Annotated in this window: 12 protein-coding genes and 1 pseudogene; 9 read left to right on the forward strand and 4 right to left on the reverse strand. The window is 73.1% G+C overall.

Annotated elements, in window-relative coordinates; translation table 11 throughout:
- Positions 1 to 13: 13 nt before the first annotated feature.
- Positions 14 to 271, forward strand: coding sequence for a hypothetical protein (locus Prum_RS50550; RefSeq protein WP_218577966.1), 258 nt, complete (start codon positions 14 to 16; stop codon positions 269 to 271).
- The gene (locus Prum_RS48340; RefSeq protein WP_218577967.1) at positions 241 to 972 is read left to right on the forward strand and encodes a glutamate ABC transporter substrate-binding protein; all 732 of its coding nucleotides are present in this window, start codon (positions 241 to 243) and stop codon (positions 970 to 972) included. Before Prum_RS50550 ends, Prum_RS48340 begins: the two co-directional genes overlap by 31 nt.
- On the opposite strand, the gene Prum_RS48345 is transcribed toward Prum_RS48340, so the two are convergent.
- Positions 960 to 1,589 (reverse strand): TetR/AcrR family transcriptional regulator, encoded by a 630-nt coding sequence (locus Prum_RS48345; protein ID WP_173086414.1) that lies wholly within the window; start codon positions 1,587 to 1,589, stop codon positions 960 to 962. The two genes, Prum_RS48340 and Prum_RS48345, sit on opposite strands and share 13 nt — an antisense overlap.
- A gap of 56 nt (positions 1,590 to 1,645) precedes the next feature.
- Here Prum_RS48345 and Prum_RS48350 point away from each other — a divergent pair, with 56 nt between their 5' ends.
- The 4 genes and pseudogenes from Prum_RS48350 (at position 1,646) to Prum_RS48360 (ending at position 4,870) form a co-directional block, all read left to right on the forward strand.
- A complete protein-coding gene (locus Prum_RS48350; protein ID WP_173086416.1) occupies positions 1,646 to 2,563 on the forward strand; it encodes a carbohydrate kinase family protein in 918 nt (305 codons plus the stop codon).
- 165 nt (positions 2,564 to 2,728) lie between these two features.
- Positions 2,729 to 3,567 (forward strand): annotated as a pseudogene (locus Prum_RS48355) (Dyp-type peroxidase); the annotation flags it as partial.
- A 92-nt stretch (positions 3,568 to 3,659) separates the two neighbouring features.
- On the forward strand, positions 3,660 to 4,595 hold the full coding sequence (locus Prum_RS53435; RefSeq protein WP_246278829.1) for a hypothetical protein: 936 nt from the start codon (positions 3,660 to 3,662) through the stop codon (positions 4,593 to 4,595).
- Positions 4,556 to 4,870 carry a hypothetical protein gene (locus Prum_RS48360; RefSeq protein ID WP_173086418.1) on the forward strand — a complete coding sequence of 105 codons (315 nt, stop codon included), beginning with the start codon at positions 4,556 to 4,558 and terminating at the stop codon, positions 4,868 to 4,870. Before Prum_RS53435 ends, Prum_RS48360 begins: the two co-directional genes overlap by 40 nt.
- A 1-nt stretch (position 4,871) precedes the next feature.
- On the opposite strand, the gene Prum_RS48365 is transcribed toward Prum_RS48360, so the two are convergent.
- The 3 genes from Prum_RS48365 to Prum_RS48375 are packed head-to-tail and all read right to left on the reverse strand — an operon-like array spanning position 4,872 to position 7,874.
- Entirely contained in the window at positions 4,872 to 5,249 is a 378-nt protein-coding gene (locus Prum_RS48365) for a RidA family protein (protein ID WP_173086419.1), read from the reverse strand.
- Positions 5,250 to 5,251: 2 nt separating this feature from the next.
- Positions 5,252 to 6,559 carry an amidohydrolase/deacetylase family metallohydrolase gene (locus Prum_RS48370; RefSeq protein WP_173086421.1) on the reverse strand — a complete coding sequence of 436 codons (1,308 nt, stop codon included), beginning with the start codon at positions 6,557 to 6,559 and terminating at the stop codon, positions 5,252 to 5,254.
- Positions 6,560 to 6,563: 4 nt separating this feature from the next.
- Positions 6,564 to 7,874 carry a helix-turn-helix domain-containing protein gene (locus Prum_RS48375; RefSeq protein WP_246278830.1) on the reverse strand — a complete coding sequence of 437 codons (1,311 nt, stop codon included), beginning with the start codon at positions 7,872 to 7,874 and terminating at the stop codon, positions 6,564 to 6,566.
- Between the two features lie 148 nt (positions 7,875 to 8,022).
- Here Prum_RS48375 and Prum_RS48380 point away from each other — a divergent pair, with 148 nt between their 5' ends.
- Genes Prum_RS48380 through Prum_RS48390 form a run of 3 tightly spaced genes read left to right on the forward strand, consistent with a single transcriptional unit; the run spans position 8,023 to position 11,662 of the window.
- The gene (locus Prum_RS48380) at positions 8,023 to 9,084 is read left to right on the forward strand and encodes an ABC transporter substrate-binding protein (protein WP_173086423.1); all 1,062 of its coding nucleotides are present in this window, start codon (positions 8,023 to 8,025) and stop codon (positions 9,082 to 9,084) included.
- A gap of 3 nt (positions 9,085 to 9,087) precedes the next feature.
- Entirely contained in the window at positions 9,088 to 10,728 is a 1,641-nt protein-coding gene (locus Prum_RS48385) for a sugar ABC transporter ATP-binding protein (RefSeq protein WP_173086425.1), read from the forward strand.
- Positions 10,721 to 11,662 (forward strand): ABC transporter permease, encoded by a 942-nt coding sequence (locus tag Prum_RS48390; protein WP_173086427.1) that lies wholly within the window; start codon positions 10,721 to 10,723, stop codon positions 11,660 to 11,662. Before Prum_RS48385 ends, Prum_RS48390 begins: the two co-directional genes overlap by 8 nt.
- Positions 11,663 to 11,795 lie beyond the last annotated feature (133 nt).

Genomic DNA, 11,795 nt, shown 5'->3' on the forward strand with positions numbered 1-11,795 from the left:
GTGCTCGTTGATGATGTCGTGGCGGCAAGTACGTGGTCCGGTCGCGGGAATGCTGCTCGCCGCGCTGGTCGTACCCGCTGGATGTGTGGCGCAAGGCCCGGCGGAGCGCGACCGGCCGGCGGGCGTCGAGGCCCCCCGCCCGGCCGGCGTGCGTGACCCGGCGTCGCCGCCGGCTGCGGACGACGACCAGTCCTGCGACCCCGGGCGAGCCTGCGGCCGGCCGGCGGCGACGGCCCGGCCGTGGCGCGGATCCGCGCGCGGGGCCGGCTGATCGCGGGCGTCAGCCAGAACGCGTACCGGGTGGGGTTCCGCGACCCCGCGACCGGGCAGCTGGCCGGCTTCGAGATCGACCTGGTCCGGGAGATCGCCCGCGACCTGCTCGGCAGCCCCGACCGGGTGCAGTTCGTGGCGCTCAGCGCCGCCGACCGGATCCCGAGCCTGACCAACGGCTCGGTCGACCTGGTGGTGCGCACGATGACCATGACCTGCCGGGACTGGCAGCAGGTCGCGTTCTCCACCGAGTACTACCGCGCGGCGCAGCGGCTGCTGGTGCCGCGTGACTCCGGCGTGACGAACCTGGCGCAGCTCGCCGGGTCCAAGGTGTGCGCCGCCACGGGCAGCACCTCGATCAGCAACATCGCCGCGTACCCCGGCGTGATCCCGGTGTCCGCGGCCGAGGTGCTCGACTGCCTGGTGCTGCTGCAACAGCAGCAGGTCGCCGCCGTGTCCACATCGGACATCCTGCTCGCCGGCCTGGCCGCGCAGGACCCCACCACCGTCGTGGTCGGCCCGCCGGTCAAGGCGCAGCCGTACGGCGTCGCCGTCGCCCCGGCCGCCACCGATCTCGTCCGCTTCGTCAACCGGGTGCTGGAACGGGTGCGGCGGGACGGCACTTGGCGGGCCAGCTACCAGCGGTGGCTGTCCATCCTGGGCCCCGCGCCGGCGCCGCCGCCGGCCCGCTACCGCCGCTGAGCCGTACCGGTGATCTCGGCGAGGTAGCCACGCAGCATGACCTTGGCGGCGGCGAGCAGGCCCGGGTCGCCGTCGGGGTCGCGCCGGAACGCCTCCTGGGTCAGCGCGTCGGCGGCCAGGACCGCCGCGTCGCACGCGGTCGCCAGGTCGGGGCCGTCCCGGGCGAGGCCGAGGACGAGCAGGACGCGGCGCACGCCCGCGGCCATCCGGCGCTTGTGCTCGCGGTCCGCCGCCCGGGTCTGCTCGGTCAGCCCGCTGGCGAACCACAGCGCGCGGAAGCCGTGCCCGGTGCGGTAGATGTCGGCGAAGCCGTCGATCAGCACGCCGACCGGGTCCGTCCAGCGCTCGGCCGCGGCCACCGAGACGAACGCGTCCATGAGGCGTTCGAGCCGGGTCAGGTACGCGGCGGCGAGCGCGTCGACGATCGCACCCCGGTCCGGCAGGTACTGGTACAGCGAGCCGACCGACATGCCGGCCTCGGCGGCCACCCGGCTGGTGGTCAGCGCCGGTACGCCGTCGCGGACGAGGACCCGCTCGGCGGCTTCGAGCAGCAGGGCGACCCGCGCCTTGCTGCGCGCCTGCTGCGGGGTACGGCGCAATGGTGCGGCTTCGACCACGGCCCATCCAAAGGTGAACGTGACTTTGTTTCAGATTTAACCTAGCATCGTCGCGCATGAAGGTCATCACGATGGGCGCGCACGTGCTGGACGTGCTGGTCCACCCGGTCGAGTCCATCCCGGACGGCCAGGGCGCGCACCTGGTCGAGCAGATCAAGGTCACCGCCGCGGGTGCCGCCGGCGGCACCGCGCTCACGCTGGCCAAGCTCGGCGCGAGCGTGCGCACCGCGGGGGCGATCGGCACCGACGCGGCCGGCGACATGTTGCTGATGCTGCTGGGCCAGGCCGGCGTCGACGGGTCCCTGCTGGTCCGCCGCGACGGCATCCAGACGTCCGCCAGCGTGCTGCCGATCCGTCCGGACGGATCCCGTCCGGCATTCCACGTGATCGGCGCCAACGCCGCGTACGGCGCCGACGACGTGCCCTGGGACGCCCTCGCCGACGCCACCCACCTGCACATCGGCGGGCCCGAGTTCATGGGCGGCGACGCCGCCGCGCGGATCCTGTCGTACGCGCGCGAGCGCGGCGTGGTCACCTCGGCGGACATCCTCGCGCCGGGCGACCCCGGCCTGCTGGAGTGGATCGCGCCCGCCCTGCCCTACCTGGACTACCTGCTGCCCAACGACGAGCAGGTGCTCGGCTTCACCGGCGCCGCCGACCTGGCCGCCGGCTGCCGCGCCCTGCTGGACCGCGGGGTCGGCTGCGTGGCCGCCACCGCCGGCGCCGAGGGCGCGCTGGTCGTCGACGCGCACGGCGCCTCGCCGGTGCCGGCGTACCCGGTCGACGTGGTCGACACCACCGGCTGCGGCGACGCGTTCTCCGCCGGGTTCCTGCGCGGCGTCGCACTCGGCCGCGACCCGCGGGCCGCCGCGGCGCTCGGCTGCGCCGCCGCCGCGCTGGTGGCGCAGGGCCTGGGCAGCGACCACGGCGACTTCGACCTGGCCGCCGCCGACGCCTTCGCCGCCCGCCCTTAAGGGGCTTGTGCGTCGATCAGGGGCTTGTGCGTCGATCAAGGGCAAATGGTCGTGCTTTGATCTCCAAACCACGGCCGTATGCCCTTGATCGGCGCGAAAGTCCTTGATCGGCGCGCGGCCGCGCGCAGGGGGCCGCGCGAGGGACTGCCGCTACGCTCGGCAGCCATGGGGAACGCCGTGCCGCAGCCGGTTCTGAGTCCACTCACGACCGCGGCCATCTTCCTGGTGCTGACCGTCGACCCGGGCGGCGAGGACACCGTCCGCGACCTGCTGGCCGACCTGCCCGGGTTGCAGCGCTCGGTCGGCTTCCGGGTGCCCGAGGAGCGGCTCAGCTGCGTGGTGGGCATCGGGTCGGACGCCTGGGACCGGCTGTTCGCCGGGCCGCGGCCGGCGGCGCTGCACCCGTTCCGGGAGCTGACCGGTCCGGTGCACCGCGCGCCCTCGACCCCGGCGACCTGCTCTTCCACCTGCGCGCCACGCAGTTGTACCCGTGCTTCGAGCTGGCCGGCCAGATCATGGACCGGCTGCGCGGCGCGGCGACCGCCCGGGACGAGGTGCACGGCTTCAAGTACTTCGACATGCGCGACCTGCTCGGCTTCGTCGACGGCACGGAGAACCCGGTCGGGTCCACCGCGGAGCGGGCGGTGCTGGTCGGCGACGAGGATCCCGCCTTCGCCGGCGGCAGCTACGTGATCGTCCAGAAGTACCTGCACGACCTGCGGGCGTGGAACGCCTTGCCGGTGGAGGCGCAGGAGCGGATCGTCGGGCGTACCAAGCTGACCAACATCGAGCTCGACGACGCCGTCAAGCCGGCCAACTCGCACGTCGCGCTCACCGTCATCACCGAGCCGGACGGCACCGAACGCAAGATCCTGCGGGACAACATGCCGTTCGGCACCGTCGGGCGCGGCGAATTCGGCACCTACTTCATCGGGTACGCCCGTACGCCGGCGGTGACCGAGACGATGCTGGAGAACATGTTCCTGGGTGACCCGCCCGGCAACACCGACCGCATCCTGGAGTTCTCCACCGCGGTGACCGGCACGCTCTTCTTCGCCCCGCGCTGGACTTCCTGGACGGGTTGTAGCCTCCCCACGTGCTCACCACCAGCCTGTACGCCTTCCCGTCCGACCTGGTCGCCGAGGGGGTGGACACCGTGCTGCGCCGCGTCCGGGAGCGGGGCGTGGACGCGGTCACGCTCGCCGTCGCGTACCACCGGGCCCGCGACGTGACCCCGCACGGCCCGGCCCGGCTGGTGCACCGGCGGGACGGGCTGTTCCTACCGCACCCGGACGAGCTGCCGGACATCTGGGACGGTGTACGGCTGCGCCCGCCGGTGCAGGATCCGGCCGAGGTCGCCGCCGCGGCCCGGCTGTTCGAGCTGGCCGGTCCGGGCGGGGCGCTGGCGTGGACGGTGTTCCTGCACAACACCACGCTGGGCGCCGAGCACCCGGACGCGGCGGGCGTCAACTGCTTCGGCGACCCGCTGCGGGCCGACCTGTGCCCGGCGCACCCGGACGCCGGCGCGTACGCGGTGGCGCTGGCGCGGACCGTCGTGCGGGTGACCGGCGCGCCGGTCGTCGCCGAGGCGCTGAGCTACGGCACGTTCGACCACGGCCACCACCACGAGCGGTGCTTCGTGCCGCTGGGCGACGGCGAGCGGGCGCTGCTCGGCCTGTGCTTCTGCGCGCACTGCCGGCGCGCGGTCGCCGGGCAGGGCGCGGACCCGGAACGCTTGCGCGCCCGGATCGCCACCCACCTGGAACGGGCGTTGGACGGCGCACCGGCGACGCCGGGCGAGCCGGCCGCCCTGGCCGCGGCGGTCGGCGACGACGTGGTCGCGATGCTGCGGGCCCGGCAGGCCGTGGTCGCCGCGCTCACCGGCCGGGTCGCCGACGCGGTCCACGCCGAGGGCGGCCGGCTGATATTCCTGGACCTCACCGGGCGGTGCTCGGCTACGCCGGTGGCGAGCCGGCCGGCGGTCCGGTGGCCGTGCAGGGCTGGCGTCTCGGCGTCGACCCGGCCGCGCTGAGCGGGCTGGTCGACGGGTACGCCTGCCTGGCGTACGCCCGCGACCCGCAGCGACTGCGGGCGGACGTCGCCTCGGTCGTCGAGGCGGTCGGCGGCCGCTGCCCGGTGCGGGTGGTGCTGCGCCCGGGGTGGCCGGACACCGACGACGCCGGGCACCTCGCCGGCAAGGTCGCCGCGGCCACCCTGCCCGGGGTGGCCGCGGTCGACTTCTACCACTACGGCCTGTACCCGTGGCCGGTGCTGGACCGCATCCCAGCCGCGTTGATCAGGGACTAAGTCACCCCGTGTAGAGGACGGCGTCCACCTCTATGTCGAAGCCACTTAGGGCGACGGGGATGGTGGTGCGGGCCGGGAGGGCATCCGGGCCGAAGAATTCGGCGTAGATCTCGTTCAGCTCGGGGAAGTGGGCGAAGTCGCGCAGGTAGATGCCTACCCGGACGGCTTGGGTGAGGTTGGCGCCGGCGGCCTCGGCGACGCTGGCCAGGTTGGTGAAGCACAGGCGGGCCTGCTCGGCGAACGTGCCGCGTACCCAGGTGCCGTCCGGCAGGACCGGGCAGGCGCCGGCCAGGTAGACGAAGTCGCCGGCGACGACGGCCTGCGAGTACGGGCCGCCGGGCGGTGCGGCCGCCGGGGTAGAAATGATCTTCTTGGGCACGGTCAGCAATCTCCTTCAAACGACGGAACAGACGACGGAACGGACGACGAAACGCGCGGGAACTGCTCGGCGAGCCCGTCCGGGCCGACGAGCGGGGTGGTGAGCAGGTCGCGGATCTCGCGGTCGCGCCGGGCGAGCTCGTCGCGCTGCGCGCCGGTGAGCGGGATCCACGGCTTGGGCGCGGCCGGCAGCCGCGGCGGCAGTGGGCGCCCGGCGACGTAGGTGACCTCGTTGACCAGGCGGCGCTCCGCGGTCCGGTGCTGCTGGTGCGCGTCGGCCAGCTCGAAGGGGCCCTCCGCCAGACGGAAGACCGCGATGTCGGCGGGCGCGCCGACGGCGAGGGTGCCGACGCCGCCGGGCAGGCTCAGCGCCCGGGCCGGGTGGACGGTGGCGGCCGCGACGACGTACTCCAAAGGCAGGCCGACGGCGAGCAGCTTGGTCATGGTCGTCGGCAGGTCGAAGACCGGGCCGAACAGGCAGCGCGCGTGCAGGTCCGACGAGATCGTGTAGGGCAGGACGCCGGCCTTGAGCTGCGCCTCCAGCACGTCGAACGCGAAGCCGCCGGAGCCGTGCCCGATGTCGAAGCGGACGCCGTCGGCGTGGGCGCGGACGACGGCGGGGGCGAGGTCGCCGCCGTCCAGCATGCCGGCCGCGAGGCCGCTGGCGCAGTGCGTGACGATGTCGCCGGGTTGCAGCAGCCCCAGCACCTCGCCCACGGTGGGCGGCGGCACTCCGATGTGGACCATCACCGGCACGCCGGCGGCGTCGGCCACCTCCTGCGCGCGGCGCAGCGGTTCCAGGCCGTGCGTGCCGATCGTCTTGCCGTCCATCCGGACCTTGACGCCGGCGATCAGGTCGCGGTTGGCCGCCACGGTGGCGGTGGCGAGGTCGACGTCGCACAGGTCGAGGTCGCGGCATTCGCCGTGCGGCGCGGTCAGCCCGACCGCCGAGATGTTGAGCAGCGCCTTGACCCGGACCCGGGCCTCGCGCGCCGCCGCGCGCAAGGAGTCGATCGTGTACGCGCCGGCGGAGCCGGCGTCGACCCAGGTGGTGACCCCGGAGTACCACGCCACCGGGTCGGGGTCGATGCCCCAGTAGGTGGCCTCGGGATGCACGTGCGTGTGCATGTCGACCAGGCCCGGGGTGACCAGCCTGCCGCCGGCGTCGACGACCTCGCGGGCCGCGTCGCGGGGCAGGTCCGGCGCGACGGCGGCGATCCGCCCGCCGCGCACGGCGACGTCGTAGCGGCCGACGTGGCCGCCGCCCACGTCGATGACCTCGCCGCCGGCCAGCAGCAGATCGTAGGTCATGCCGCTACGACGTCTCGCCGGTGACGGCGGGGCTGATCGCGAGGCGGTAGAGGCGGGTGGGCCGCCCCTTGCGGTGCATCTGCGCGCTGCCTTCCTCGGTGACCAGGCCGGACTCCCCCAGCTTGCGGATCAGGCGCCGGCCGCTGGGGTCGGTGATGCCCAGCGAGCTGGCCAGGTCGCTGGGTGAGATGGCCCGGCCGGCGAGGGTGCGTTCGAGGGCGGCCAGGCGGGACAGGGTGGCCGCGCTCAGCCCGGCGCGGCGGGCCAGGTCTTCCAGGTCGTCGCCGTGCCCGCGGTAGGTGTACGCGAGCGGGGACGCCGAGCCGCTCATCGGGCCGATGATCACACCGCTGTCCTCGACCAGGTACGCCGACGGCGTGTCCTCCTGCTCGGCCCGCGCCGCCGCCCACTCGGCCAGTTGCACGCAGGTACGCGCGGAGGCGCCGACGCCGAACCCGGCGGCCAGCCGTACCCCGAGGGTCTCCTGGGCCTGGGCGAGCGTGGGCAGCGAGACCCAGCTGTGGGTGGCCTGCTCGAAGAGCGCCTTGTGGGCGAAGACGACCACGCCGCGGCGGTCCCGGTTCTCGATCCAGGCGTCGCTGAACTCGGGGGTGTTGACGAGCAGGTTCATCAGGCCGATCCGGGTGCGGTCCAGGTCGGCCTGGGCCTCCTGGTTGACCACGAGGAAGACGCCGGCCGCGAAGCGCGACGCGGTGGCCTGCCGGGACTGGATGCGCAGGGCCAGCTCGTGCAGGTTGGCCCGGATGGTCGCGGTGCCGGGCAGGGCGTTGAGGACCGGCATCGCGGCGCGCAGTTCGGCGGTGACCGCGGTCCGCAGGCTGATCGCGTAGTCGGCGCCGGTGCGCTCGCGGGCCTGCCGGTGGAACTCGACGATCTGCGCCACGCTCTGCTCCGGGTCGTACGGCAGGCAGGTGACCTGGCGGCGGTCGAGGTCGAGGGCGCGGGTGATCTCGTCGACGGCCTCCGGGTCGAAGGTGTCGATGCTGACCGGGGTGGGGCGCCAGCCGCGGGCGGCGGCGCGGAAGAACGCGATCGACAGGTCGAGGTCGGCGGACCGGACCACGGCCACGGGCAGGTCGGCCGGGAGCAGGTCGCGGGACTTGGCGTACGGGACTGGGCCGAGCAGCAGGCCGTGCACGTGCTCGCGGCCCAGCATCTCCTCGACCCGCGGCCGGATCTCGTCCTCGTGCCGGTAGGCGACCCAGGCCAGCCGTACGCCGGACAGGGTCCGGGTGGCCTCCTCGAAGAGCGACTGATGGCTGGCGTGGACGACGAGCCCGATCACGATCGGCATGGCACCTCATACGGCATGGGTTCGGAAGTAGCTCGTTGCATAAACATTTTACGAACCCCCTGTTGACCGAAGCAGCCCTGCCAGCGCATCCTGATCGCACCCTACTACTACGAACTACTTACGAACATAGCTCGTTAGGGAGATTGTTATGAGAGGCAAGCTCAGCAGACGTGCGTTGGTCGCCGCCGCAGCCCTCGCGGCCGTACTGACCACCGGTGCCTGCAACGTCGACTCGGGCAACGACACGCCCAGCGGCAGCACGACGAGCGCCGCCGCGAAGGCGCTGAAGGTGGGCTGGTCCACCATCTACCTGGCCCCGTCCTGGATGCAGCAGACCCTGAAGATGCTCGAGGACGACGTCGCGACGCTGAAGAGCGCCGGCAAGGTGGCCAGCTACGAGACGTTCAACGCCAACGGCGACACCTCGCAGCAGATCGCCCAGATCCGCGCCATGATCCAGCAGAAGTACGACGTCATCCTCGTCGACGCCGGCTCGTCCACGGCGCTCAACCCGGTGCTGGAGCAGGCCGTCGACGCCGGCATCGTGGTGGTCAACTTCGACAGCCTGGTGACCAGCGAGAAGGTCATCCGGGTCGGCACCGACCAGGTCGAGTGGGGCCGGATGATGGGCCAGTGGCTGGCCGACAAGCTCGGCGGCAAGGGCGAGATCATCGCGATGAACGGCCCGGCCGGCGTCTCGGTCAGCGAGGACCGCTGGAAGGGCGCCGAGGAGGTGTTCAAGAAGTACCCGGACATCAAGATCGTCGCGAACGTGCACAGCGAGTACAACCTCGCGCCGGCGTCCCAGGCGTTCGCCTCCGCGTACTCCGCGCACCCGGGCATCACCGGCGTCTTCTCCCAGGGCGGCGCGCTGTCGGCGGCGGCCCTTTCGACCCTGGTCAAGCAGAACAAAAAGCTCGTGCCGATCACCGGCGAGAACTACAACGGGTTCCTGAAGATGTGGGCGGACAAGAAGTCGGCCGGGTTCTCCTCGCTGGCCACCGCGCAGCCCAACTACCTGTCCGTGATCGCGCTGGAGGCGGCCGTCGCCAAGGCCGGCGGCAAGGCGGTCCCGACGACCATCACGGTGCCGCTGCCCGAGATCACCGACGAGAACCTGGACCAGTACGTCAAGACCGACCAGCCCGACGACTCGTACCCGATCCAGCCGATCGCGCAGAGCGAGATCGACAAGCTCATCGGCGCCTGACAGATGACACTGCTGAGCGTCGAACGGGTGTCGAAGTCCTTCGCCGGCGTGCGGGTGCTGCACGAGGTGAGCTTCGACGTCCGCGCCGGCGAAGTGCTGGCCCTGGTCGGCGAGAACGGCGCCGGCAAGAGCACCGTGCTCTCGCTGGTCACCGGCCTGCTCACCGCGGACTCCGGCACGATCCGGTACGACGGTCAACCGGTTCGGGGTGGGTTCCGGGCGTGGTCACCGCACCGCGCCCGGGCCGCCGGCATCGCCTCGGTGCACCAGGAGCTGAGCCTCAACCCGCACCAGAGCGTGGCCGAGAACGTGTTCCTGGGTTCCTGGCCAAGCAGGCGAGGGCTGGTGCGCCACCGTGACCTGGCGGCGCGCGCCCGCCCGCTGCTGGAACGGGTCGGCCTCGACGTCGACCCGCGCACCCCGGCGGGCCGGCTGCCGCTCGGCGCCCAGCAGCTCGTGGAGCTGGCCAAGGCGCTGAGCGGCGACCCGCGCCTGCTGATCCTCGACGAGGCGACCAGCGCGCTCGACGAGGACCAGGTGCGCGCGGTCTTCCAGGTGGTCGGCGAGCTGCGCGGGCGCGGGCGTTCGGTGATCATCGTCAGCCACCGGATGGCGGAACTGTTCGCCGTCGGCGACCGGCTGACCGTACTCAAGGACGGTGCAGTGGTGGCCACCCGCGAACGTGCGGAGACCGACCACGACGACCTGGTCCGGCTCATGGTCGGCCGGGAACTGACGGACATGTTCCCGGCCAAGGCGTCGGCGGCCGCGCTTGCGGCGCCGGCGCTGGCCGTCCGCGGCCTGTTGGTCTCGGGGCCGGATCAATCCGGAGCTGGGCGCGGAGCGACCAGCTCGGATTGCGCCGGCAGCCGAGGCCGAAGCGAGCGGAGCGAGCCAACCGGCACAGTGCCGCGCGCGTGTGCCGGCGTCGACCTGGAGCTGGCACCGGGCCGGATCGTGGGCCTCGGCGGCCTGCAGGGACAGGGGCAGCGGGAGGTGCTGCGCGCGCTGTTCGGCCTGGCCCGCCACAGTGGACAGATCGAAGTGGACGGCCGGCCGTGCCGCCTCGCGACGCCCCGCGAGGCGATCCGCCGGGGCATCGGCTACGTGCCGGAGGACCGCAAGACCGAGGGGCTGCACGTGGCGCAGAGCGTCCGCGCCAACCTGGCGCTGACCAGCCTGCGCGCGCTGGCCCCGGCCCGCGCGCTGACCACCGTCTCCCGGCGGCGCGAGGCCGCCCTCGTCGAGGAGCTGATGCGCCGGATGCGGGTCAAGGCCGCCTCACCGGCCCAGGAGGTACGCCGGCTGTCCGGCGGCAACCAGCAGAAGGTGGCCCTGGCCAAGTGGCTGCCGTTGCGTCCCCGGGTGCTGCTGCTGGCCGAGCCGACCCGCGGCATCGACGTGGGCACCAAGCGCGAGATCTACCACCTGCTGCGCGAGCTGGCCGGCGAGGGGATGGCCGTGCTGGTCACCTCCGGCGACACGATGGAGCTGGTCGGGCTGTGCGACGAGGTGGTCGTGCTGTACGAGGGCGCGGTCGTGGACCGGTTGGCCGGCGCCGACCTGACCGAGGAACGCCTGGTGCACGCCTCCGTCGTGGGTCACACCGTCGTCGAACACACCGAGGAGGTCACCCATGCGTGACTGGGCCGGGCGCAACCTGGACCTGGTCGGGTTGGGCGCGCTGCTGGCGGTGGTGCTCGTGGCGTACCAGCGGCTGGACCCGACGCTGCTGGAGCCGGCCACCGTCACCATCCTGTCCGCGCAGTTCCTGCCGCTGATCCTGGCCGCGGTGGCGCAGACCATCGTGATGCTCACCGGCGGGATCGACCTGTCGCTCGGGGCGGTGCTCGCGCTGGGCATGGCGGTGTTCGCGGTCACCGCGCCGGACAGCACCGGCGGCGTGCTGGCCGCCATGGCGCTGGCGCTGGTTGTCACCATGCTCGCCGGGGCGGCCAACGGCGCCCTGGTGGCGTTCGCCGGGCTGCCGCCGATCATCGTCACGCTGGCCGCGTCGTTCCTGTGGGGCGGCGTCACCCTGATCGTGCTGCCGCAGCCCGGCGGGCACGTCCCGGCCGGGCTGGTACGGGCGTACAACCAGGGCTGGTACGGCCTGGCGCTGCCCGCGGTCGCGGTGCTGCTGGCCCTGGGCCTGTGGAAGCTGGTCAAGACGACCCGCTTCGGGCTGGCCCTGTACGCGGTCGGCGGCAACGAGCACGGCGCGTTCGCCAGCGGCATCGACACCCGCCGGACCAAGATCCTCGGGTACGCCCTGGCGGGCCTGTTCACCGGGCTGGCCGGCATCGGGCTGGCCATCCAGACCGGCTCCGGCGACCCGACGATCGGCGCGCCGTACACGCTGAACTCGATCGCGGTCGCGGTGCTCGGCGGGATCAGCTTCTTCGGCGGGGTGGGACGGATGCGCGGCACCCTGCTGGGCGCGCTGCTGCTCGGCCTGCTGACCAACCTGCTGCTGTTCACCGGGATCTCGACCTTCTACCAGATGATCCTGCAGGGCGTCGTGCTCGTCGTCGCGGTCGCGATCAAGACCCTGGCGACCAGGGAAAGGGTGGCGTGATGACCACGATCCGGGCCGGACTGCGGCACAACCGGGCCGCGTGGGCGTTCGGCGTGCTGGCGCTGACCTGGCTGGCCGCGATCCTGTTCGCGAACGGGTTCGGCAGCGTCTCCAGCGTGCGCTACCTGGTGCA

Source organism: Phytohabitans rumicis (assembly GCF_011764445.1).
GTDB classification, from domain to species: Bacteria; Actinomycetota; Actinomycetes; order Mycobacteriales; family Micromonosporaceae; genus Phytohabitans; species Phytohabitans rumicis.

What these genes read in the sequence shown, in the direction of transcription:
- Prum_RS50550 (WP_218577966.1), top strand. Translation starts at nt 14, where the DNA reads ATGTCGTGGCGGCAAGTACGTGGTCCGGTCGCGGGAATGCTGCTCGCC.
- Prum_RS48350 (WP_173086416.1), top strand. Translation starts at nt 1,646, where the DNA reads ATGAAGGTCATCACGATGGGCGCGCACGTGCTGGACGTGCTGGTCCAC.
- Prum_RS48370 (WP_173086421.1), bottom strand. Translation starts at nt 6,559, where the DNA reads ATGACCTACGATCTGCTGCTGGCCGGCGGCGAGGTCATCGACGTGGGC.
- Prum_RS48375 (WP_246278830.1), bottom strand. Translation starts at nt 7,874, where the DNA reads ATGCCGATCGTGATCGGGCTCGTCGTCCACGCCAGCCATCAGTCGCTC.
- Prum_RS48380 (WP_173086423.1), top strand. Translation starts at nt 8,023, where the DNA reads ATGAGAGGCAAGCTCAGCAGACGTGCGTTGGTCGCCGCCGCAGCCCTC.
- Prum_RS48385 (WP_173086425.1), top strand. Translation starts at nt 9,088, where the DNA reads ATGACACTGCTGAGCGTCGAACGGGTGTCGAAGTCCTTCGCCGGCGTG.
- Prum_RS48390 (WP_173086427.1), top strand. Translation starts at nt 10,721, where the DNA reads ATGCGTGACTGGGCCGGGCGCAACCTGGACCTGGTCGGGTTGGGCGCG.